Source organism: Streptomyces sp. VNUA24 (assembly GCF_029167005.1).
GTDB lineage: Bacteria > Actinomycetota > Actinomycetes > Streptomycetales > Streptomycetaceae > Streptomyces > Streptomyces scabiei.
The window spans coordinates 202,055-223,630 of the sequence record NZ_CP119143.1 but is presented as its reverse complement, the minus strand read 5'-3'; the positions used below and the strand labels follow the sequence as shown (position 1 = coordinate 223,630).

The 21,576-nt window shown below is 69.1% G+C and carries 23 protein-coding genes and 2 pseudogenes; 11 read left to right on the top strand and 14 right to left on the bottom strand.

Annotated elements, in window-relative coordinates; all coding sequences use genetic code 11:
- Window positions 1-6: 6 nt before the first annotated feature.
- Entirely contained in the window at window positions 7-441 is a 435-nt protein-coding gene (locus PYR72_RS00935) for a VOC family protein (RefSeq protein ID WP_275453349.1), read from the bottom strand.
- A gap of 157 nt (window positions 442-598) precedes the next feature.
- Here PYR72_RS00935 and PYR72_RS00930 point away from each other — a divergent pair, with 157 nt between their 5' ends.
- The 3 genes from PYR72_RS00930 (at window position 599) to PYR72_RS00920 (ending at window position 2,427) form a co-directional block, all read left to right on the top strand.
- Entirely contained in the window at window positions 599-1,324 is a 726-nt protein-coding gene (locus PYR72_RS00930) for a 4'-phosphopantetheinyl transferase superfamily protein (RefSeq protein ID WP_275453348.1), read from the top strand.
- Between the two features lie 65 nt (window positions 1,325-1,389).
- Complete coding sequence (locus PYR72_RS00925; protein ID WP_275453347.1) at window positions 1,390-1,758, top strand: VOC family protein; 369 nt, start codon at window positions 1,390-1,392, stop codon at window positions 1,756-1,758.
- A gap of 48 nt (window positions 1,759-1,806) precedes the next feature.
- A complete protein-coding gene (locus tag PYR72_RS00920) occupies window positions 1,807-2,427 on the top strand; it encodes a hypothetical protein (protein WP_275453346.1) in 621 nt (206 codons plus the stop codon).
- Window positions 2,428-2,492: 65 nt separating this feature from the next.
- On the opposite strand, the gene PYR72_RS00915 is transcribed toward PYR72_RS00920, so the two are convergent.
- Window positions 2,493-3,083 carry a TetR/AcrR family transcriptional regulator gene (locus tag PYR72_RS00915; RefSeq protein ID WP_275453345.1) on the bottom strand — a complete coding sequence of 197 codons (591 nt, stop codon included), beginning with the start codon at window positions 3,081-3,083 and terminating at the stop codon, window positions 2,493-2,495.
- Window positions 3,084-3,258: 175 nt separating this feature from the next.
- Window positions 3,259-3,425 (bottom strand): annotated as a pseudogene (locus tag PYR72_RS00910) (IS1380 family transposase); the annotation flags it as partial.
- 204 nt (window positions 3,426-3,629) lie between these two features.
- Between PYR72_RS00910 and PYR72_RS00905 the strand changes: the two are divergent.
- The gene (locus PYR72_RS00905; protein WP_275453344.1) at window positions 3,630-4,622 is read left to right on the top strand and encodes a CehA/McbA family metallohydrolase; all 993 of its coding nucleotides are present in this window, start codon (window positions 3,630-3,632) and stop codon (window positions 4,620-4,622) included.
- A 9-nt stretch (window positions 4,623-4,631) separates the two neighbouring features.
- On the opposite strand, the gene PYR72_RS00900 is transcribed toward PYR72_RS00905, so the two are convergent.
- The 10 genes and pseudogenes from PYR72_RS00900 to PYR72_RS00855 all read right to left on the bottom strand — a co-directional run bounded on the left by PYR72_RS00900 (window position 4,632) and on the right by PYR72_RS00855 (window position 12,415).
- Window positions 4,632-5,440 (bottom strand): IS5 family transposase gene (locus tag PYR72_RS00900; protein ID WP_275453343.1). Its coding sequence is split into 2 segments (ribosomal slippage): window positions 4,632-5,101 and window positions 5,101-5,440, totalling 810 coding nucleotides; the frame shifts between segments, so codons are not numbered across the junction.
- A gap of 61 nt (window positions 5,441-5,501) precedes the next feature.
- Entirely contained in the window at window positions 5,502-5,903 is a 402-nt protein-coding gene (locus PYR72_RS00895; protein ID WP_275453342.1) for a hypothetical protein, read from the bottom strand.
- 132 nt (window positions 5,904-6,035) lie between these two features.
- Window positions 6,036-7,180, bottom strand: a pseudogene (locus tag PYR72_RS00890) (IS3 family transposase).
- 141 nt (window positions 7,181-7,321) lie between these two features.
- A complete protein-coding gene (locus PYR72_RS00885) occupies window positions 7,322-8,161 on the bottom strand; it encodes an aminoglycoside phosphotransferase (protein WP_275460311.1) in 840 nt (279 codons plus the stop codon).
- Between the two features lie 89 nt (window positions 8,162-8,250).
- Window positions 8,251-8,463 (bottom strand): hypothetical protein, encoded by a 213-nt coding sequence (locus tag PYR72_RS00880; protein WP_275453341.1) that lies wholly within the window; start codon window positions 8,461-8,463, stop codon window positions 8,251-8,253.
- On the bottom strand, window positions 8,460-9,578 hold the full coding sequence (locus tag PYR72_RS00875; protein ID WP_275453340.1) for a radical SAM protein: 1,119 nt from the start codon (window positions 9,576-9,578) through the stop codon (window positions 8,460-8,462). Before PYR72_RS00875 ends, PYR72_RS00880 begins: the two co-directional genes overlap by 4 nt.
- Before the next feature lie 401 nt (window positions 9,579-9,979).
- Window positions 9,980-10,402 carry a hypothetical protein gene (locus tag PYR72_RS00870; RefSeq protein ID WP_275453339.1) on the bottom strand — a complete coding sequence of 141 codons (423 nt, stop codon included), beginning with the start codon at window positions 10,400-10,402 and terminating at the stop codon, window positions 9,980-9,982.
- Window positions 10,389-10,937: an ATP-binding protein gene (locus PYR72_RS00865; protein WP_275453338.1), complete on the bottom strand. Its 549-nt coding sequence runs from the start codon at window positions 10,935-10,937 to the stop codon at window positions 10,389-10,391. The genes PYR72_RS00870 and PYR72_RS00865 overlap by 14 nt, the downstream gene beginning before the upstream one ends.
- 390 nt (window positions 10,938-11,327) lie before the next feature.
- On the bottom strand, window positions 11,328-11,525 hold the full coding sequence (locus PYR72_RS00860; RefSeq protein ID WP_275453337.1) for a hypothetical protein: 198 nt from the start codon (window positions 11,523-11,525) through the stop codon (window positions 11,328-11,330).
- Window positions 11,522-12,415, bottom strand: coding sequence for a hypothetical protein (locus tag PYR72_RS00855; RefSeq protein WP_275453336.1), 894 nt, complete (start codon window positions 12,413-12,415; stop codon window positions 11,522-11,524). The genes PYR72_RS00860 and PYR72_RS00855 overlap by 4 nt, the downstream gene beginning before the upstream one ends.
- 179 nt (window positions 12,416-12,594) lie before the next feature.
- On the opposite strand from PYR72_RS00855, the gene PYR72_RS00850 reads away from it, so the two are divergent.
- The 5 genes from PYR72_RS00850 to PYR72_RS00830 all read left to right on the top strand — a co-directional run bounded on the left by PYR72_RS00850 (window position 12,595) and on the right by PYR72_RS00830 (window position 19,725).
- Window positions 12,595-13,971, top strand: a complete 1,377-nt coding sequence (locus tag PYR72_RS00850; protein ID WP_275453335.1) for an IS1380 family transposase — start codon at window positions 12,595-12,597, stop codon at window positions 13,969-13,971.
- A gap of 1,183 nt (window positions 13,972-15,154) precedes the next feature.
- Window positions 15,155-15,454, top strand: coding sequence for a hypothetical protein (locus tag PYR72_RS00845; protein ID WP_275453334.1), 300 nt, complete (start codon window positions 15,155-15,157; stop codon window positions 15,452-15,454).
- Between the two features lie 37 nt (window positions 15,455-15,491).
- Complete coding sequence (locus PYR72_RS00840) at window positions 15,492-15,662, top strand: hypothetical protein (protein ID WP_275453333.1); 171 nt, start codon at window positions 15,492-15,494, stop codon at window positions 15,660-15,662.
- 693 nt (window positions 15,663-16,355) lie between these two features.
- Window positions 16,356-18,500: an AAA family ATPase gene (locus PYR72_RS00835; RefSeq protein WP_275453332.1), complete on the top strand. Its 2,145-nt coding sequence runs from the start codon at window positions 16,356-16,358 to the stop codon at window positions 18,498-18,500.
- A 4-nt stretch (window positions 18,501-18,504) separates the two neighbouring features.
- A complete protein-coding gene (locus PYR72_RS00830; protein WP_275453331.1) occupies window positions 18,505-19,725 on the top strand; it encodes a restriction endonuclease in 1,221 nt (406 codons plus the stop codon).
- A gap of 16 nt (window positions 19,726-19,741) precedes the next feature.
- On the opposite strand, the gene PYR72_RS00825 is transcribed toward PYR72_RS00830, so the two are convergent.
- Entirely contained in the window at window positions 19,742-20,221 is a 480-nt protein-coding gene (locus PYR72_RS00825) for a hypothetical protein (RefSeq protein WP_275453330.1), read from the bottom strand.
- Window positions 20,222-20,261: 40 nt separating this feature from the next.
- Here PYR72_RS00825 and PYR72_RS00820 point away from each other — a divergent pair, with 40 nt between their 5' ends.
- Both PYR72_RS00820 and PYR72_RS00815 read left to right on the top strand, forming a co-directional pair.
- Window positions 20,262-20,567, top strand: coding sequence for a transposase (locus PYR72_RS00820; protein WP_275453329.1), 306 nt, complete (start codon window positions 20,262-20,264; stop codon window positions 20,565-20,567).
- Window positions 20,564-21,457 (top strand): IS3 family transposase, encoded by an 894-nt coding sequence (locus PYR72_RS00815; RefSeq protein WP_275453328.1) that lies wholly within the window; start codon window positions 20,564-20,566, stop codon window positions 21,455-21,457. Before PYR72_RS00820 ends, PYR72_RS00815 begins: the two co-directional genes overlap by 4 nt.
- Window positions 21,458-21,576 lie beyond the last annotated feature (119 nt).

Sequence of the window (21,576 nt, the reverse complement as noted above, 5' to 3'; positions counted from 1 at the left end):
CCGCCCTCAGGCCCCGGAGGGATCCGTGTAGGCGGCGGCGTACTCGTCGGTGGGCGCGATGGGCGTGATGACGTCGATGAGTACACCGTCGGGGGCGGCGACGATGAAGTGCCGCTGCCCGAAGTCCTCGCTACGCAGCGGCAGTTCGGGTTTCAGGCCGAGGTCGTCCACGAGCCGGGCGTACTCGGCGTCGACATCGGTCACCTCGAAGTTGAGCAGGACGCCCTGCGCGGGGCGGCGGAACGCCGGAGGGATCGTCTCGTGGCCGGCGTCGACCAGGGCGAGTTCGTAGTGCGGCGGCTCGTGCCGCCGGAGGCTGACGTACCAGTCGTTCTCGAAGGTCGTCTCGAATCCGAGCAGGCCGGTGTAGAACCTCACGGATTCCCGGAGCAGCGGGGTGCAGATCACCGGGTAGAAACCGGTCATGGCGGAGGACGTCATCGGGGCACCTTTCCGAGGTGGTCGCGGGGCGTCTGAGCGGGTGGCGTTCGTCGTGTCAACGAGGAGTGCCACCCGTCGTCACGTTCGCCGGGTGCGAGAGCGGGAGCACATGATGGTGGAGGGACCGAGGGAACCGGAGCATCCGCGGGTGTGGGCCGTGCGGCATTCTCCACCGTGGGACGAGGCGCTCAGCCTTTCCCTGCTGGACCCGGCAGAGCGGCGCAGGGCCCGCTCCTTCCGGCGGGAAGCGGACCGTTCCCGCTACGTCGCCGCGCACACGGCGCTCCGTCTGCTGCTGGCCGCGCATCTCGAATGCCACCCCGGCGACGTCCTGTACGGGCATGAGCCGTGTGCGCGCTGCGGCGGCCCGCACGGCAGGCCCGTACTCCTGGATCGCGAGGCGGGTCTGTGGTTCTCGCTCTCCCATGCCCCGGGCCTGGCCCTCGTCGCGATCGGTCGCGTGCCGCTGGGAGTGGACGCCGAGCGGGTACCCGGCCGCGGGACCGTCGAGGCGTGCCTGGAGCGCTTGCACCCGGAGGAGCGGCGCGAGCTGCTGGCGGTTCCCGAGGAGGAGGGGTCCTTGCGGTTCTGCCGGCTCTGGGTGCGCAAGGAGGCCTATCTGAAGGCTCTCGGGACCGGGCTCGGACGCGGACTGGAGCGGGACTGGCTGGGGGACCGCGCGGGGCCCAGGACGCCCGCGCGCCCGTCGGGCTGGACCGTCCGGAACCTGTCCTGCGGTCCGCAGAACACCACCCATGCCGCGGCCTTGGCCGTCCCGTCGGGCACCCACGTGCCCGCCGCGCCCGATCTGCTGAACTGGGCTGCTTTCCAGGGCGACTTGCAGGGACGGGAAATGAACGGCGCCGGGGGCGGCCCGTGTTGACATACCGATGGTATGTCACTAGTTTCACTCGCATACCTTCGGTACGTGACTGGAGATGGCGCTCCATGCTGACCAGCCTCTGTCCGGTGATCCGCACCTCACGCCTCGAGGAGTCCCGCGAGTTCTACACCAAGCTGTTCGACTACAAGGTCACCCACCGGACGGACTGGTACGTCGGTCTCGGCCGTCCCGGGCTGACGCCCCGTGAACTGGCCCTTCTCGACACCACACACCCGGCTCTCCCGGAAGCACAGCGGCGGCCGGTGCGCATGATCCGCTTCACCCTCGAAATGGAGAGCGGGGAACGGGAACGCATCGCCGCCTGCGGCGCATTCGCCGCAAGGCGATCACCCGACACCGGAGGTTCCGCGAGGAACGACTTGGTCGTCACCGATCCGAACGGAGTACAGATCCGCGTCGTCGCACCGAAATGACCCATCGGCGCGCACGCGAGATCGACAGCCAAGAGGGGGAAGGCAGTCATGCCCGGAAGAATCGATGCCGGTGTGGCGGTCGCGGTCATGCGCGCCGCGGGACTCGAACCACTGGAGCCCTATCCCGGGGCGAACGTGGCCTGGAACAGCCGCTGCGTCAAGAACGCGCACCACGTCGCACCCACCTTCACCTCGGTGCGCATCGGCGCGAGCGGCGGATGCCGGCACTGCGGACGCCTCGCCGCCGGGGAGCGGCGACGGGCGGCCGGCCGGGAGCGGGCCGAGGCGGACATGCGGGCGGCCGGCTTCGAACCGCTGGAGCCATACCCTGGGTCCAGGGTGAGATGGTCCTGCCGGCACATCGTCTGCGGCCGTACGGTCCATCCCCGGCTCTTCGGGATCCGCGCCGGAAAGGGCGGCTGCCGCGCCTGCGCGGGCCGGGTGCCGGTGGACCGCGAGACCGCCGAGGCGGAGATGCTCGCGATCGGCATGGAACCGCTGGAACCCTTCCCCGGCCGCGTGCGCGACCGGTGGCGGTGCCGTTGCGTGACATGCGGTCACATCGGCACCCCCACGCTCAACAACATCCGCCGCGGCCAGGGCGGCTGCTACACCTGCGCACGCCGCGCCTGCCGCCCCTCCGCGCGAGCCGACGAACTCGCCCGCTGAGCAGGCAGGCTGAGCAGTACCGCAGACGGCGAGGGCGCCCCGCACCCGGCGGGGCGCCCTCGCCGTCACACGACCCGCAGGGCCTCCAGCATCGCCACCAACGCGGTCTGGGTGTCCTCCAGATCGCGGGGGTTCGTCGAAGCGGCCAACCACAGCGCCGCCTCGTTCATCGCACCCGACAGCAGATGGGTGAGCGGCTCGACCGGCTGCGCGGCGATCGTGCCCTTGCCGATCAACTCCTCCAGCACCTGTGCCAGATGTCGCCCCGAGGTCGTCTCGTTCATGGCCCGCCACTCGCTCCACCCGAGGACCGCAGGGCCGTCGACCAGCATGATGCGCTGGATCGCCGGATCCGTGGACACGGTGAGGAACGCCTGGCATCCGGAGACCAGTTGGTCCCAGGTGTCCTCCCGGGCGTCCGCCGTCGCGGCGATCCGGTCGGCCACCTCCTGCTGCACCTGCTCCAGCACGGCCCGGAACAACTCGGCCTTGCTGGCGAAGTGATGGTAGAGCGCCCCCTTGGTGACCCCTGCCGCACGCACGATCTCCGACAGCCCCACGGCTCCGTACCCCAGCCTGGAGAACAACCGTCTGCTCTCGCGCACCAACGCCTGCCGAGTCCGCTCCCGCTGCTGAGCCCGTACCCCTTGAGTCATCCTGTCCCCCGCTCTTCACGTACTGAAGGTACGTCAGCCGGGGAGTCAAAGGTACTCCTTGCGGCGACAGCGGGGAGCATCGCCGTCCTCGCCCACGGTCTGTCCGAATCAGCGGGAGTCGGGCGCCGGATGAAGAGGGACTCGCGCAAGACGGAGAACGGTGGGTCGGCGATCAGCTGCCGGGGCGCGGCAGCGCGGCCACCGGCTCCCCGGAACGGCCTGGCCGTGGTCGACGAACGCGCCCCACAGATGATGGCCGAAGGTCTTCCAGATTGCGGTCGCGTCCCGCTTCTCGGAGTGTGCGAGCACCAGCACCCCGTCGATGTCCACGGTCACCTGGCCGTCGGCGGAGCCGATTCGGGCACGGTTCGCGGTGACCGGATCGAGACTCTCCCGCTCGCTCATCAGCAGGTACTGGGACTGTAACTGATCGTTTCAGAATGAGATCGTGATCTCGACTTGTCGGCGACGTGGGACGGGGTGATGCCACGGAACCGGTTGGTCTGCTTGCACGTTGCCTCGACAGGTCTATGAGGGGGATGAACCTTGTCGAGCTTGAGCTTCCCGCCGGTGCGGGCGGTCGGACGCGGGGCGACCTGGTACCGCGGCGACAGCCATATTCACTCCGTGCGCTCGGGCGGAGGTGAACTCACTCCCGAAGAGCTGGCGCTCCGAGCCCGCGCCGCCGGGCTCGACTTCATCGCGACGACAGAGCACAAAGCTGCGGCGGAACCCGGTGCATGGGGGCATCTGGCCGCCGGTGACTTCCTGATTGTTCTCGGCCAGGAAGTCACCACGAAGACCGGACACTGGCTCGCGCTCGGCCTCAGCCCCGGCCAGGCCGTCGACTGGAACTACGGGGTCGGAGAGGGACTGATCGATCAGTGTCTGGACCAGGTCCATCGAGTGGGGGGCCTGTGCGTGGCGGCGCACCCGCATGCGCCCTATCCCTCGGGCGACTTCATGTACTCCTTCCAGGGCTTTGACGTGGTGGAGGTGTGGAACGGGCAATGGACTTCGGACCTGCCCTGGCAGGCCGACAACGAGGCTGCCCTGGCCGAATGGGGGCGGAGCCTCGCAGCCGACGTTCAGACGGGTTCATGGCGGCCGGCGATGGGCAACAGCGACACGCACTTGGATGGACAGGTCGGCATCCCCCACACGGTGGTCTTCGCCGAGGAGCTGAGCACGGAGGCGATCCTGGCGGGGATCCGCTCGGGCCGGAGCTGGATCGCCGAGTCGGCAGCCGTAGAGGTGTCGTTCGCGGCCCATGTGGAGGGTCGCATCGCCGAAGTGGGAGAGCGGCTTACAACTCATGGTGGGCAAGTCGAGGTCCGCGCGGCGGTACAGGGCGTCCAGGCGGCGACCGTCAGCTTCCACACCGATCGAGGGAAGGTTCACCACGCCGCCGTCCCGGGTGATGGAGCAGGTGTGGTGCAGTGGTACACGACGGCGGAGGACTCGGCGTTCGTCCGCATCGAGGTCCGCCATCCCAACGGGACCGTCGCCGCACTCACCAATCCGATCATCCTGTTCTGACTGGCTGCTTCATCGTGTGGTGCGCAGGCGACGGAGGCAGATGAGACTGCAGGCCAGCTCGAGCAGGCCCTGGTGGAGGTCGGCGCGTCGTTCATAGCGGATCCGGAGTCGTTTGAACTGGTGTAGCCAGGCGAAGGCGCGCTCCACCACCCAACGCACCTTGCCCAGCCCGGAACCGTGGACGACGCCGCGTCGGGCGATCAGCGGCTTGATGCCGCGCTTCCACAGCAGGCGGCGGTACTTGTCGAAGTCGTAGCCCCGGTCGGCGTACAGGCGCCGCGGCTTGCGCCGAGGGCGTCCGCGCAGGCCCCGAATCGATGGGACCGCGTCCAACAGCGGCAGGAGTTGGGTGACGTCGTGTCGGTTGCCGCCGGTGAGTGTGACGGCGAGCGGGGTGCCGTGGCGGTCGACGATCAAGTGGTGCTTGGAGCCGGGACGGGCGCGGTCGACCGGCGAGGGGCCGACGTGATCCCCCCTTTGAGTGCCCGGACGTGTGACCCGTCCACAGCACAGTCGTCCAGGTCCAGCAGGTCGGCGTGGCGCAACTCGGCCAGCAGCGCGGCGTGCAGTCGCGGCCACACGCTGGCCTCGGTCCAGTCCCTCAGTCGGCGCCAGGCCGTCACGCCGGAGCAGCCCACAGTCTCCGCAGGGACATCGCGCCAGGCAACACCGGTCCGCAGCACATACAAGACGCCGGCGAGTGCCGCCCGGTCCGGAACACGCAGCCGCCCCGGGAAGCGGTGGCGCCGCTCGGGAGCAGGCGGCAGTAGCGGTGCCACCCGCTTCCACAGATCGTCCGAAACAAGATCAGTACGCACTCGGACACCCTGCCGAGCAAGATCGTCCAGCGCAAGTCCTGCTCAACTCATTCTGAAACGATCAGTTAGGCCCCCTGTAACGGCCCCCGTCGACATCGCCGTCGGGCCCCGCCGCGATGCCGATGGCGACCTGGTGAATCGGATCCAGTGAGCGATTCGTCAAGAAACCGGTGGTCTGTTCCTTCTCGCCCTTCTGGACCCAGGTCGAGACCAGCACAGCCTGCTGGCGCTGCTCTCGGTCAGCGTCCTCGCGTGACTGGTCGAGCTGGTCCTGCGCTGTCCGAACGCTGTAGTAGCCGGTCCAGCCGGAGAAGATCAATCCCCCGGCAGCCGCGAGCGCCGCTACCACTGTGGCGAGCTGCATCCAGTCGATGCGCCGCGGCCGCTGCTGCGTGGTGGAGTCGGACGGCGCCCCGTCATCAACTGGTTGAGGCTGTCGCTGCGCCTGTCGATCCTGTCCCACTCGGTCCCCCTCAACCGTCAACCCAGCGCTCAGGCACCGCACATTCGACCACGCAGTCATCCAACTGAACCGCTCCGGGATCAGTGGAGCCTCCGGACTGCCCCGAGTTGGGTGGAGTCGAGTTGCTTGGTTTCAGGCTACCGGCGGGGTGCGGAGTTCGTACTCCACCGGACTGAGCATGCCCAGCGCGGAGTGCCTGCGCTGTCGGTTGTGGAAGATTTCCAAGTACTCGAAGAGTGCGGTGGACAGCTCCAGACGCGTTCGCCACCGTCTGCGGTTGAGCAGTTCAACCTGGACCCGGGCCCAGAAGGACTCCATCATCGCGTTGTCCACGCAGTCTCCGATGGAGCCCATCGAGGGCAGCAGGCCGGAGGCTCTCGCGCGCTGGGTGAACGCCCAGGACCCGAACTGCACTCCGTGGTCGGAATGGATGATGGTGCCACCCGGCCGCGGGGAGCGGTTGCCGATGGCCATGGCCAGGGCGTTGGTGGTCAGGGCCGCAGTGGGCGAGGCGTCGATCGACCAGCCCACCACGCGTCGCGAGAACGTGTCCAGGACGACCGCGCAGTACACCTTGCCTTCCAGAGTGGGATGCTCGGTGATGTTCGTGACCCATAACTGGTCCCGAGCGTGACGGGTGAAGTTGCGCTCCACCAGGTCGGTGACGGACGGGGTCACGTGCTTGGCGCGGTGGCGCCGGTTGCCGGGCAGGCCGTGCAGGCCGGCGCGCTGCATCAGCAGTTCCACGGTGCCGTGGCTGACATGGATGCTCAGGCCCAGACGGAGCTCGGCGTGCACCCGGCGGGAGCCGTAGGTACCGCGGGAGGCGGCGTGGATGCCCACGATGGCCTCGGTCAGCCAGGCGTGCTTGACCAGCCGGTTCGACGGCGGACGGTCCCGCCAGGCGTAGTACCCGGATTCGGCGACATGCAGCACCTGGCAGGCCAGCTGCACCGGCAGGTGCTCACGGGCCATCACGCGGATGGCTTCGAACCGCCTTTTGGGGACGTCACCTCACCCAGCAGTTCGGCAGCCCGCCGGTGGATGGCCAACTCAGCCTCCAGCTCGGCGATACGCTTGCGAGCCGCAGCGAGCTCGGACAGGTCGCTGCTGTTCGTGCCGGGCAACTGCCCAGTATCGATGAGATGCTGGCGACGCCAGACATAGATCGTCTGGTCGCTGATGCCCAGGAGCCGCGCGACCTCAGCGACCTTCCTTCCGGATGCGACGAGATCGAGTACCTTGCGGCGGAATTCGGGCGGATAGCTGCGGGGCATCACGGCCTCCGGAGGCTGCTGGATCGTCAATTGTCCAGCAACCCGACTCCATCAGACCCAGGGCAGACCAATCTCTAGCGAACTCGGGGCGGTTCAAAGCGCAACCCTCTTTGTGTCCGGAACGCCAACCGGCATGATCTGTTACGCCTGTCGCCCTCGCCCTCGCCCTCGCCCTCGCCTGACGCTGATCGTCCGCACGTACGTGTGGAAGTCGACGGCGTGGCGGGCCATCGCTGCCTTCCACGGGGCGCTGTCCTGCCGAGCGATCTCTGCCCATGCGGCGGCGTTGGCGGCGGCGAATGCCTGCACCGCGCGTACGGGAGCGCTGTGCCAGGAGGGGAGCTGTCGGGCGATGCTGTCCGCGGAGGCGAGGGAGTGCCCGGCCTCGAGCAAGCGCAGGATGAGCACGGCCGGGTCGATCCATGCCGCGCCGCGGGTGGGCCACGCCCAGTCGATGATGTGCGCCCTGTCATTGACGAGGACGTTGTGCGGGGCGAGGTCGGTGTGCAGCAGGGTGTCCCCGGCGAACAGGTCGGCGGTGCCGGGCGGCGCGTATGCGGCCCACCGCTGCTCAGCTGATTTGATCGCGATGTCTCGCGGCGCGCTGATCTCCTGCAGCTCTTGGACCGCCGCGACGACCAGCGGCAGGTTTGCGGAGCCGGGCGTGTAGTCGGCGTGGTGTCCCTGGAGGACTTCGTACCCGAGGAGGTCCCAGCCGGCCGTCTCGATGTGCCAGTACAGGCGGGGGCAGGCACGGGGAAGGTGCGGGGCGATGGCGGCCTCGCGGCGTTGGGCGGGCGCCTGGGGGTGATCGGTGGGGATGCCCTTGACGAATACCGGGCCGTCGGCGGTGTCGATGAACGCTGCGATTCCCGAGTTCAGGCCTCCCTCGGTGGTGCGGGCCGTGAGCACTGGTCCCGTCTTGTCGGCGATGACCTGGCGTGCTTCGGAGGGGAGGTCGTGGAAGTGTCGGCGGAGCATGGACACGGCGCTGTTCCTCAAGGGGTGGGTGAGACGGGGCTGCCCCGGTCAGCGTACGGCCGGGGCAGCGAGGTGGAGCGGATTACGGCCTAGTAGGGCTGATCGTCACCGGCCGAGCAGGAGCAGCCGGCGGACTCGGCGACGTCGACGTCCAGGTCGGCGATGACCTGGAACGTGCCCTCGGCGACCGAGGGGGTGGGCAGCGGCACGGGAAGGGTGCCGGTGGCCTGCGCCGGGGGGCGCAGGCTGATGGTGACCGGCACCGGTGCCGGGCGGGTGAGGGTAGCTGCGGAAGGGCTCATGCTCCGTAACCTCCGTGTTGGCAGTACAGCGATCGGTTGTCCCCCGCCTCCTGGTGGAGCTTGGCCAGCGGCCGGCATGTCCTGCAGGTGCCGACCTTGGAGCAGCCGGAGCAGCCGCCAGTGCGGAGCTGTAGGGACTCGGCGATGCCGCCGAGTCGGGGGAGAGCGGCGAGGCCCTCCGTGATGAGGTTCACGCTGGGGTCGCGGCCGATCTTGCAGATGGATGCGACGCCGTGCGGGTCGACGTGGAAGAAGGTGTGGCCTGCGTTGCATCCGGTGAAGACGCGGCGGGTCTTCACGTACTTCTGCGCCTGGGAGGCGAGCGGCTTGGCCTCGCCGTTGATCGTCGGGGACATGTTCGTGAACACGTTGTACGGGAAGCCCCACCGGTCTTCGGCGAGACGGACCATGTCGTCGACTTCGTGGGAGTTCTCCTCGGCGACAATCAGGTTCAGCCGGACGGGCAGGCCTGCCTCGCGGGAGGCGTCCAGGCCGCGGGTGAAGCGGTCGAAGGCGCCACGGTTGCGGGTCACGGCGTCGTAGGTCTCGGCGGTCGCCCCGTACAGGCTCACGGTCAGCCGGTAGGGCTGCAGCCTCGCGAACAGTTCCTGCATCCGTGGCTTGTGGAGTTGGGAGCCGTTCGTGGAAATCTGGATCATCATGCCGAGCCCGGTGGCGTACTCGTACGCCGCGGCGAACTCGCGATCGATCAGTGCTTCCCCGCCGGTGATCTGCAGCCACAGCACACCGGCGTCCCGCAGCATGTCGAGCAGACGGACCTTGTCGTCCCACGCAAGGCCCTCGAAGCGCTTCTCTCCCAGGTAGCAGAACCCGCAATCGTGGTCACAGCCGAGGTTGATCTCCCACGAGGCCTTCGCGTACCCGTACAGGGAGCGCTCACGCACCAGGACGGTCTCCCGCAGCCCGCTGTTGGGGAGAGCCATCTGCCAGGCTTGTGCAGTTGCCTCGCGCAGCCAGGCCGGGGCTGGTCGGTCGTCGGCGACGGCCGCGCGGAGCTCCTCGTAGCGGGACTCGGGTAATCCCACGCCGCTGCCGTGGCCGGGCCGCAGGACGAGGAACTGCCCCAGGAACGGACTGGTGATCAGTCGATGCACGGTGCCTCCATGGGTAGGCGTGTCAGAAGGTGGGCGGGCCCGGCGCAGGGGGCCTGATCGTGGGGGGAGCGCGAATGGGCAGTTGTCACGCACCGGGGTATCGCCCTGTCCGGTGGCCCAGGTCGAACGGCAGCGAGCCATCGGCAGGCGTCAGGGGATCGCGGCGCTGAAGGCGACCGGGGTGGTCATACAAGTCGCGTTGTCGCGGCACCGCTTCTCGGTCGGTGCGTCTGCGTGTTCGAGGTTTTGGCGGTGGTCTGTGACGTGGCTTCCATGGGCTTTTCCTTCTTCCTTGTGGTGGTGCGGGCGGGTTGCCCGCACGGGGTGGTGCTGCGGGTCCCTTGGGCTCTTGCCCGGGGGGTTCCGCCTGCCCGCCCGGGCAGGGGCGGGAAGTATGTGGGTCAGTGGATCCGGGGAATTCTCCGGGCGAAGCGGATGACGGCGTACGCGTCGGTGTCGCCCACGTATCCGCGTACGCCCCAGGTCGAGGGACGGGGCTGGAGGCTCATCGCGGACTCGGCGCTCGTGGGGCTCTGGGCACTGCGCACGCTGACCATCGCCTGGTGATCGGTCCATCCGACGGCGACCTTCACGTAGGGGCTGCGCCGGAAGGTCCCGGCGAACTCCCACACGAGATCACCGAGGAGATCGGCGACAGCCGGTGTGAAACCCCAGTAAGTGAACGCCTCTGTGACCGTGCCGCGCGCCAGCTCTTCCGTCCCGGGGCCAACCGGCCAGGTCCAGCGCAGGTATGCGCCCTGCGTGCGGGCCGCTCCCGCCGCATGCACGGGCGAGAGCGCGAGCGTGTCGTCAGTGGCGTGCATCGGAAATGTCCTCGGGGGTGTGGGGGGTTGTGCGGTGTTCTGGGGGGAGGCTGATGTGGGCCCGCACGGTGGTGCCGCAGGCGGTGGGGAAGCTCTCCCACCGGGTCGCCAGGGCCTCGACCAGCACCAGCCCCCGGCCGCCCTCCGCGTCCGCTCCGGCCTGCCGGGCGGACAGCGTCCGGTAGGCGCCCTGGTCGGTCACGGCTACGGATACCTGCTCGCCGGTGAGGTAGAGGCTCACCTCGATCTCGGAACTCGTCGTGTGCGTCACCGCGTTGGTCGCGAGTTCGGACACGATCAGTGTGAGGTCGTCGGCGACCAGCTTCGGGACGCGCCACATGCGGCATCCCTCGGCGACCCGGTGACGGGCCTCGGCGGGCGTGCGCGGGTCCCGGCCGTCGAGCGTCCACGTCACCCCGGGATACGGCACCAGCGGCGCCGTCGACCCTCCCGTTCCCGGCTCGGTCCCGCAGACCGGCCGGGGCTCGCTCCGGTCCCGGGCCACTTCCGCGGCGTCGTCGTCGTACTCGTCCACTGGTCCCTCTTCCAGGCGGCCGCCAGAGTCTCGGGGGAGTCGTCCCGGTCGTGTCCGGCCCACCCGAACGCGGCCTGCACGTCGCTGATCGCCTCGGCCAGTGCGGCGGGGTCGGTGGTGGTCTCCTCGCGGCCCGGCGGCACGAACCAGCACCGGCCGTCATGTCGCCGTGCTCCTTGGTGGGGCCGGCGTGGGCGTTGTGGAGGGACGGGCAGGTGCTGGCAGCGGGCGGTGATCTCGAGTCGATGAACTCCGTCGGTCGCCGGCCATCGCGCTGGCTCCGACGTCGGGGCCTGTGGGGTGGGGCTCAAGAAAACCCGTCCTTATCGGATGTATTGGCGGGGTCCCGGCTGTCTTTGCCGGAGGAACAGCGACGAAGACAGCCGGGCATCAAGCGGCGGCTGGCTGCCGGTTGATGAAGTGCTCCTCGGCCTGGGCCTGGAGGCGGCTGAGGCGCGGCCCGCACGTCATGAACGGGGCGTGTTGTCCGTCCCACTGCACCGGGCCGAGCCAGGTCACCAGCACGCCGGTGCTCTGGCACCCGAGCCGGCAGTCGCCGATGCCCCACCTCGACTCCCGCCGGATCACCTCTCGCCTCCCCTGCGCGGCGTCCGCAACTGAGCGGCTCCGCAGACCGCTGCGACGGCGAGGCTGCCGGCCAGCATGTGTGCAACGGGGGCTGGGGCCAGCCAGTTGGCGAGGACGGTGAGGTCGAACACGAAGTGCCCGATCACCACAGGAACGACACCCCCGTACCGCCGGTACAGCCAGACGCGGCCCGCGGCGTACCAGGCGATCGTGAGGGCGACCGCGCCCAGGTAGGCGTGGAGAGCGATCTCCACGAGGCAGACCACGCCGTAGATCTGCCACGCCGGGCGGCGAGCGGCGGCGAGCAGCGTGACGACCGCCGCCACGATCACGACGTCCTCGATGGCGACCGTCGTGACGAACGCGAGAACGCCGTCCGCGACCGTCACCACACCGATGCTGGAGCGCTGCTCCAGCCCCACGACGAGAGCGTCGTCGACCCCGAGGGCCCGCAGGACAGCCGTGATCTGGGCAGTCAGGAAGCCCGAGACCACGCAGATCAGATACGACAGTGAGGTGACCATCCACGTCCGGCGCCGCTGCTCAGCGTCCGAGACGGCAAAGCCTGGGCGCAGCCGAACCCCTTGCGAGCGGCACACCTCGATCGCCAGCCACGCCACGGCGCATCCGTACACGGCGTCACCCAGGTGCTGGGCGAGCGCGGTCGAGGCCGGTGTCGTCGTGTAGAGGAAGACCGCACCGCCGACGCCGAACCCGAGCAGCTGCGGCCAGCGGGATCCGTGTGACGTTGTGGTGATGACCGCCCCGGCGAGCCAGAGGGTCACGATCAATGCCCCGCCGAACCGGACCCACTCGGCCAGCACGTCCGGCGCGCCCGGCCCGACCCGTGCCGTTCCGGCCGCCAGCGACGGACCGGAGGCGAGCGCCAAGAGCCCGCCAGCCGGTAGCAGCGTGCCCCGCGAGGGGGAGTGCTCACAAACCTCTAACCTCGCGCTTTCACGAAGCGGGCTGTCCGGCAGGTGATCAGGCAAGCAGAAAGTGCCTCTGACCAGCGAGAATGAGGATTGCTGAGGTCCTTGTTCCCGCCCCTGTCGGAGGCACTTTCCAGGTGAAGCAGCCTATCGGGTCCTATCCCCATGTCCTTGTCCGGGACGACGGCCGGGCCGTGGTCTCGCAGGCCGGTTCAGTGCTGCTGGTCGAAACCGTCCGCAAGACCGGCCTCGACCAGGCCATATCCGCAGCACTCGCCCCCTGGCGGAAACCGCGGGCCGTCCACGACCCGGGCAAGATACTCGTAGACCTTGCGCTGGCGGTCGCGCTCGGCGGCGACTGCCTCGCCGACATCGCGATGCTGCGGGCCGAGCCGGCCGTGTTCGGACCGGTCGCCTCCGACCCCACGGTCTCCCGCCTGATCGACACCCTCGCCACCGCGGACGAGAAGGCGCTGAACGCCATCCGCACCGCCCGGCACGAAGTCCGGGCCCGCGCCTGGTCGTTGGCCGGCAGCCGGGCACCGGACACCGGTGGGCAGGTGATCGTGGACCTGGACGGAGTCCTGGTCGTCTCCCACTCCGACAAGCAGGATGCCGCCCCGACCTGGAAGAAGACCTACGGCCACCACCCGCTGATGGCCTTCGTCGACCACGGGCCGGGCGGGACCGGCGAACCCGTCGCCGCTCTCCTTCGTCCTGGGAACGCGGGCTCGAACACCGCCGCCGACCACATCACCACCACTCGCCTCGCCCTCGCTCAACTGCCCAAGAAGTACCGGCGCGGACGGCAGACCCTCATCCGCTGCGACTCCGCGGGCGGCACCCACGAGTTCGTGGCCTGGCTCGCCCAACGCGGGCGCTGGCTGTCCTACTCCGTTGGCATGGTGATCAACGAAACCATCCACCAGCACGTTCTGAAGATCCCGGCATCGGCCTGGACTCCGGCCATCGAGACCGACGGCGAGGTCCGCGACGGAGCATGGGTCGCCGAACTCACCGGCGACATCCTTGAGGGCTGGCCGAAGGGCATGCGGCTGATCGTCCGCAAGGAACGGCCGCATCCCGGAGCCCAGTTGAGGATCACCGACGCGGATGGCATGCGGGTCACGTGCTTTGCCACCAACACCGCCGACCGCCCGATCGCCCAGCTTGAGCTCCGTCACCGCCTGCGGGCCCGGGCCGAAGACCGGATCCGGGCCGCCCGCGCGACCGGCATGCGCAACCTGCCCCTGCACGACACCGCGCAGAACAAGGTGTGGCTGGAGATCGTCCAGCTCGCCCTCGACCTGCTGGCCTGGATGCCCATGCTCGCCCTGACAGGCCAGACCCGCCTCTGGGAACCCCGCCGTCTGCGATTCCGCCTGTTCTCCGCAGCCGGGCAACTCGTCACCACCGGCCGGCGCCGCGTTCTCCGCCTCGCCCGCCACTGGCCCTGGACCGGTGAGGTCACCACCGCACTCGAACACCTTGCACTCTTGTCGAACCCCGGCTGACCAGCAACCTTCCCGCCCCTACGAGGGAACCAGTCCACCGGAGCAGTGGAACCCGGCGTCCACCCGAGACGAAACTCGGGCCCTCGGCCTGCCCGCCATGAGCCCCAGAAAGCGGAACGGTCCACCGACTACGTCAGCGGACCGTCACGAAAGATCGAGGCTAAGACGACGGGCGTACCGCCGGGTGCTGACTCTCACGGTGCTGTCTCGTGAATTTCTCAGACAGGTGTCATTCTCGATGAGTACCAGGAGGGTCTGTATGCAGGTCAAGTGGGGGAGTTGCTCCTGACATTGGACGAGAATGCCTGATGCATGGCTATGAGAATTGCCTGTTCAGCTCCAGGAGAATCACAATACGAGGGCGGCTGTGACTTGCGCTTCTTTGCCAGTACGGCCTCCACTCCATTTCGCGCCGGGCTGTTGGTCCCGCCCCGACGTAACGGCTCCCTGTCGGTCGGCATGCCCCGCTGGCGGATTGGGATGACTCGGCGAACTTGGCCAGGTTCTTGCCGAACCCGCGTCAGCCCCGCGCGCTAGTCCTGCGATGACGAAGATTGGAGTTCCGTGTCCCCCGCTCGCACGGGCTTTACCTCAAGCGTGAACCGATGCTGGCGTCACGGATCGAGTCACTCCCGCTCGCGCGGGCTCTCCAGGAACGTGCGGGGCCGTTCGGCCAGGGTGGTGGGGTCACTCCCGCTCACGCAGGCTCTACCCCAACGTTGAAGTGAACTTGGAGTACATCGCCGCGTCACTCCCGCTCACGCGGGCTCTACTATCGGCCGGAGTCGCTGGTGTGGCTGGAGGGCGAGTCACTCCCGCTCGCGCGGGCTCTGCGTCGTCCTGCACCCCGTGGAGTCCGCGTCACTCCCGCTCGCGCGGGCCCTACCCCGGTCCGGTCTGAGGACGGCGACTGGGATCCGCGTCACTCCCGCTTGCGCGGGCCCTACTCTTCTTGACCTGGGCACTCTGAGGCGCTTTGCCATTCTTTTGCTTAAGGCCAGCTAGGGAAATGATGCCACATCAGAGGTTAGGGCCGTACGAGCCCTTCGTCGGCTGGTTCTCTGCAGCCGTCGTCTGCGGGGAGTAGACCCCTGCGCCGATCAGCGGGCAGAACGTCACTGTTCGGTGGTCCGTCATCAGCTCCCACGGCCACCGACAAGACCACCGCGAAGCGCCATCCACTGTGGCCCGTAACCCACTGCAGCTGGCGGAACGCGCCGGGCTGCTGCGCAAGGAACTGGCGGGGATCGAAGCGGAGGTGGCCCTGCTGGAGGCCGTCGAGGTGGTGTTCGGGCAGTGGGCCGAGGCGACCGATGGTGGGCGGCGGCCGTCGGGCATCGTGTCGCCGGAGCCGGAGCCGGAGCCGGAGCCGGAGCCGGAGCCGGAGCCGGAGCCGGAGCCGGAGCCGGAGCCGGAGCCGGAGCCGGAGCGGGTGCGGGTGCGGGCGGGATGCGGCTGGTGCCGGACCGGGCCGAGGGCATGAGGGGTAGAGGTCCTGCCCCCCGGAGTACCGGCGGATCATGGAGATCGTGGCCGGTGCGGGTGGGCCGGTGATGGCCAAGGACGTCGCGATCGCGCTGGGCCGGGACAGGACGCCGGCGAAGGTCGAGCCGGTCCGCGGGCAGCTGCGCAAGCTCGCCGACCGGGGCTGGATCTCCCGAACCGGCGCGGGCCGTTATCTCCCGTGCTGACCGGCCAGGACGGCGGCGGACCGGCTGATTCCGGCCGTAACAGGAGAGCCCCCGGTGGGAGTTGACGCGTGTGTGAAGACCCGCCGCCCCGCCGAGGGCTCTCAGGAAGCTGTCTACCAGGTTCGCCTCCCGCTGTCGAAGCGGACCATCGATCTCGTCGCCGGCCTGATACGCAAGCGGCGCAAGGAGCTGGGCTCCCGCTGGCGCAAGCTCGTGCCCCGGGCGCCCAGGCGGTCGTTATGCTCGCCGTACTCCGCCACGACCAGCGCCTTGCCGACATGACCGGCGGCAACGGCGTCGCCGCCCCCACCGTGCGTCGCTGGGTGGGCGGCGTGCAGCGGAGCTGAAGTGGATCGCCTGGTCGCTGTTTCCCCGTCGGCCTCGTATTGATCGCCGTGACGGCGGGGCAGACGGCGGGGCCGTTCGGGCTACCGCGACCGTCCTCCTGACGGCGCCGGCGTCCGCACCCCGGCGGCGAGACCGCTTCCCAGGGCACCTGTCGGCGGTTCGGCTGCCTCGGGTATCCGATCGTCCTGGCGGTGTGGTTCCGCGTCGGCCCCTACGATGAGCGGCGCGCGTGGCGCGAGGGCCGGCGTCGGGGCGGACTGGGGGACAGTGGACGTGATCGAGCAGCGTCGGGCACGAACGGGCGTATACGGGACGACAGTTGAGGGGGCTCCTGTCGTCAGGGCAGTGGGCCGTGTCTTCCGGCGGGGGCTGCTCGACGGCCGCTCCGCTCTCGTTCCGGGGCTGACCATCTGGACGTACGACACGGCGGTCGACCTGCGGCGCCGGTTCGTCGACCAGCCGGACCAGTCCTCCGATACCTTCCTGGTGAAGCTGGAACGGCAGTTGGCTGGCGCCCCCCACGCGACGATCGTCCTCGCCGCCGAACTCCTCTACGTGAACCTCGTACCGCTGAAGCCGGAACAGATAGGCGTTCCGAGGAAACGGGAGATCCTGAACGAGGTTCTCTCCTGGGCCAATGGGGACATCGTCATACCGGCCGAACTCGACGCCCCGCTCGCCGGGTTCATCAACGGCGGCCAGGCCTTCCTCAACTACCGCTGGGCGCAGTTCCAGTTCCTTGTACTGCTGGTGGAACAGCTGCTGGAGTGGGCTCCCCACGAGAGGGGGGACCTGCTCGCCGACCCGTGGCACTTCCAGGAGGAGTGCCGGCACGTGCTCGCCTCCATGGGCCACAACAAGGCCCGCGCCCAACTCCACGTCCTCCAGGCACTCCTGTTCCCCGAGGCCTTCCTCCCCATTGCCAGCACCCAAAGCAAGCGGCGCATCCTGACCGGCTATCGCGAGCGTCTCCCGAACCCCACCGGCGACGACGACCGCGACCTCCTCGCCCTCCGCACCCTGTTGCAGGAGGAGTCCAAGGACCCGGTGAACTTCTTCGCCGACCCCTGGCTCAGCCACTGGCGCCCCGGGGCGGCCCAGGTCGGTCAACAGGGCTGGCTGGTACGGGGGTTCGGCGCCGCCGGGCAGAGCTTCCTGCCGGACTGGCTGGCCCACGGCTACTGCTCGGTCTCCTTCGGCGAGGTTACGGAGATTCCCGCGGGCGCCACCAAACCCGCTATCCAGCAGGCCGTCGCCCGAGCCATGCCGGACGCGACCGCGCAGGCACGCGGCCAGGCGATCGGCCAACTCCACCTGTTCCTCAGCCAGATGAAGCAGGGCGACGTCGTCGTCACCGTCACCGCCGATGAAGTGCACGTGGGCACCATCGAGGGCCCGGCGCTGTACGACCTGTCCGACGGCCCCGACCAGGCCCGCCGCCGCCCGGTCAAGTGGGCCACCGCCACCCGCCCCCTGCGCCGCGCCGACCTCCCCGAGCAGGTGCAGAGCCAGCTCCAACGCCCGCCCACCGTCTACGACATCAGCACGGTAGCCGCCGAACTCGCCGAAGCCGCGGACCTGACCGACGCCGTCGAGGAGGAGCTGCTCAAGGTCGACGCGACCCGCCCGATCGAGCTGCCACCGGTCGGTGAGGACCTCGCGGGTGAACTGCTCATGCCCGTCGGCTGGTTGCGGGACACCGTGCGCCAACTGGAGCGGATGCAGCAGATCATCCTGTACGGCCCGCCCGGCACCGGCAAGACCTTTCTGGCCCGGCGCCTCGCCCAGCACGTGGCCGGGTCCGACCGTACGAAGCTGGTGCAGTTCCACCCGTCGTACACCTACGAGGACTTCTTCGAAGGGTTCCGCCCGGTCAGGAACGACGGCGGCAGCGTGGCCTTCGAGGTCGTGCCGGGGCCGTTCAAGCTGCTGGTGGACCGGGCCCGGAAGGACCCGGCGAACCCGTATGTGCTGGTCATCGACGAGATCAACCGGGCCAACCTCGCCAAGGTCTTCGGCGAGCTGTACTTCCTGCTGGAGTACCGGGACGAGCCGATCACCACCCAGTACTCGCCCGAGCAGGAGTTCGACCTGCCCAAGAACGTCTACATCATCGGCACGATGAACACCGCCGACCGTTCCATCGCCCTCGTGGACGCGGCCATGCGCCGCCGCTTCGCCTTCCGCCGGCTCTCCCCGGACCGCCCGCCCGTCGCCGGTCTGCTGCGCCGCTGGTTGGACCGTCACGACCTGCCCGGACGCCCGGCCGACCTCCTCGACACCCTCAACTCCCGCCTTGCCGACCCGGATCGCGCGATCGGACCGTCGTACCTGATGAACCATCAGGCTGCGGACCCCGAAGGCCTGGAGCTGATCTGGAGCACCCAGATCCTGCCCCTCCTGGAGGACCAGCTCTACGGCACGGGTGTCGACGTGGAGGAGGAGTACGGACTCGACGCCCTCCAAGCCGTCGTCGCCGAGGGCGAGTGACCCGATGGCTCTCATCCCCGGCCCAGTACCCATCCGCCTGACCGAGACCGGCAGCGGCGTCCAAGTCGCCCTGCACCCCGCCCAGGTCGCCACGCTGATCAACAGCCCGCGCCTCGTCCGGCTCACCCCCGTCCCCGGCCCCGGCGGACGGTGGCGTGTCTCCGGCCTCGAACACGTCGGCCTGGTCCGCCTCGGACGCGGAGACGGCGCCGTCGAACTCCACATCGACCCCAAAATCCCCGTCGCCCAGCTGCTGTTCCTCCTCACCTACGCCCCGGGCACCCCCTGGAAGGACCAGCAGGTCACCGCATCGGCGTCCGATGACGACCTGCTCCCCGCCCTCGCCGACGCCTACGCCCGCGCCGCCCGCCGCGCCCTCGACCCGGGCGTCCTGCACGGCTACCGCGTCACCGACGACGAACTCCCGGTCGTACGCGGCCGTATCCGCACCGCCGACCAGCTGCGCCGCACCGGACTCCCGCTCCCCGTGGCCGTCCGCTACGACGACTTCACCGCCGACATCCCCGAGAACCGCGTCCTGCTCGCCGCCCTGCACCGCCTGGAACACCTCCCCGGCGTCACGGACACGACCCGCCGCACCCTGCGCCACCTCGCCGCCCGCCTCCCCGAGGTCACACCCCTGCGCCCCGGCACCCCGCTCCCCGCCTGGACGCCGACCCGCCTCAACTCCCGTTACGCGCCCGTCCTGCGCCTGGCGGAGCTGATCCTCACCGACCGCAGCCTCACCCCGCACGGGCCCACCCCCGTGACGACCGACGGCTTCGTCCTCAACCTGGCCAAGGTCTTCGAGCGGTTCCTCACCGACACCCTTACCGCCGCCCTGCGCCCCCACGGGGTACGCGTCAAATCCCAGGACCGGCATCACCGCCTGGACGTCGACGCCCGCGTCCAAATCAGACCCGACCTGGTCCTCTACCGCGCCGGCCGCCCGCTGACGGTCGTCGACGCCAAGTACAAGGACCTCGGTGCCGGCACACCGACCACCGAGAACCTGTACCAACTGCTCAGCTACTGCACGGCGTTGGCCCTCCCGCACGGCCACCTCGTCTACGCGGCCCAGCAGGGCGACGCCCCTGTCCCGCACACGATCCGCAATACGGGCATCACCCTCACCGCCCACGCCCTCGACCTGGCCCGCCCTCCGGCGGAGATCCTGGCATCGGTCACTGCCCTCGCCGACCACCTGGCACAGCAGCCCAGCTAAAGCCAATGCTGTTGCATTACGGGCCTGCGGGTCGTGGTCTTGTGATGAGGACGGCTTTCGTGCCGATGCGGGTGGGTTGGAGCCAGTCACGGTGTTCAGCCCGCTTGAGATGGTAATTGGACATCTTGCGTTTCACGACGCGGGCCTGGCTGCGCAGGCGTCTGACGGGCAAGAGCCGTTCCAGGAGGTCCTGCTCCAGCATCACCAGGGCGCTGGCCAGCAGGTCAGGGGAAAAGCTGCCCGGCGTGACGGTCACGCTGCGCCGGGCGGAGCGCAAGGTCTCCGTGAAGGAAACCCGGTCGGGGTCCAGGCCGCGGGGGGCGGCCGTTCTCAGCATGAGCTCGCGCAGGGCGTAGTGGACCAGCAGATGTGCCCAGATCTGTTGGCGGGTACCTTCAGGCGTTTTGCTGCTGAGTACGACGCGTGGGCCGCGCTGATGGGTTTTGATCTCGGCGAAGACGGACTCGATCTGAGCCTTCCCCTTGATCGTGGACACCTGGAGACTGGGACGTGAGTTCCAGAGGAAGTAGTGCCAGGTGGGAAGCAAGAGCAACCGCAGCAGGCGGTATACGGAGGAGTTCAAACGGGACGCGATTGCGCTCGTGACGTCTTCCGGGAAGACCATCACGGAGGTGGCCCGCCAGCTCGGGGTCAGTGCCGAGGGACTGCGCAACTGGGTCAAGCAGGATGCGATCGACCGCGGGCAGGGGACGCCGGGAGAGCTGACGACGGCCGAGCGTGAAGAGCTGCGGCGGCTGCGGAGGCTGGCCGCCGAGCAGGCGGAGACGATCGAGGTGCTGCGAAAAGCGGCGGTCTTCTTCGCGAAGGAGAGCGATCGATGAACGATGTGTACGCGTTCATCGAGGCGGAGAAGGCCACCCACCATGTTGCTCTGCTGTGCCGGCTGCTGAGGGTGGCCCGCTCCTCTTTCTACGCGTGGATGGCCGGAGAGAAGACCCGGCGGGCGAAGCAGGCTGCGGACGACGCCCTGGCCCACGAGATCACCGTGCTGCACCTCGCCTCCAGGGGCGCCTACGGGGTGCCGCGCATCCATGCCGGACTGCGGCGGCTCGGGCACCGCGTGAACCGCAAAAGGATCGAGCGCGTCATGCGTGAACGCGGCATCAGCGGCGTCACACGGCGCAGGAGCAAGGGCCTGACCCGCCGGGCCAAAAGGGCGGTACCCGCCCCGGACCTGATCGCCCGCGACTTCACCGCACCGGCGCCGGGGATGAAGCTCGTCGGCGACATCACCTACATCCCCACCGACGAGGGCTGGCTGTATCTGGCGACCTGGCTGGACCTCGCAACCCGCGAGATCGTCGGCTACTCGATGGCCGACCACCACCGCGCATCCCTGGTCGTGGACGCGCTGAAGATGGCCGCCGGACGCGGCCGACTCCAGCCCGGATGCATCGCGCACTCGGACCGCGGCAGTGAATACACCTCAGATGAACTCCGGTGCGAGCTAAGCCGGTTGGGACTGCGGCAGAGCATGGGCCGCACCGGCTCGTGCTTCGACAACGCCGCCGCGGAGTCGTTCTTCGCATTGCTGAAGGAGGAGATCGGCACCCGCCGCTGGCCCGACCGGTCCAGCGCACGCGCGGACATTTTCGCTTTCGTCGAGACCTTCTACAACCGACGACGCCTACGCCGCCATCCAGTCTGGGGCTACCTCACCCCGTTGGAGACCCGGCAGCGGCACGAGCAAGAGCACGCCCTCACGGCGTAAGCATCGAGTGTCCAAGATCACGGGGAAGCTTCAATCTGAGCCTTCACCGGGACTCCGGACAAGCTGGCCAGCGACACCAAGATCGCTCGACTTGCTGCTCCCCGGGCCCCGCGCGTCGT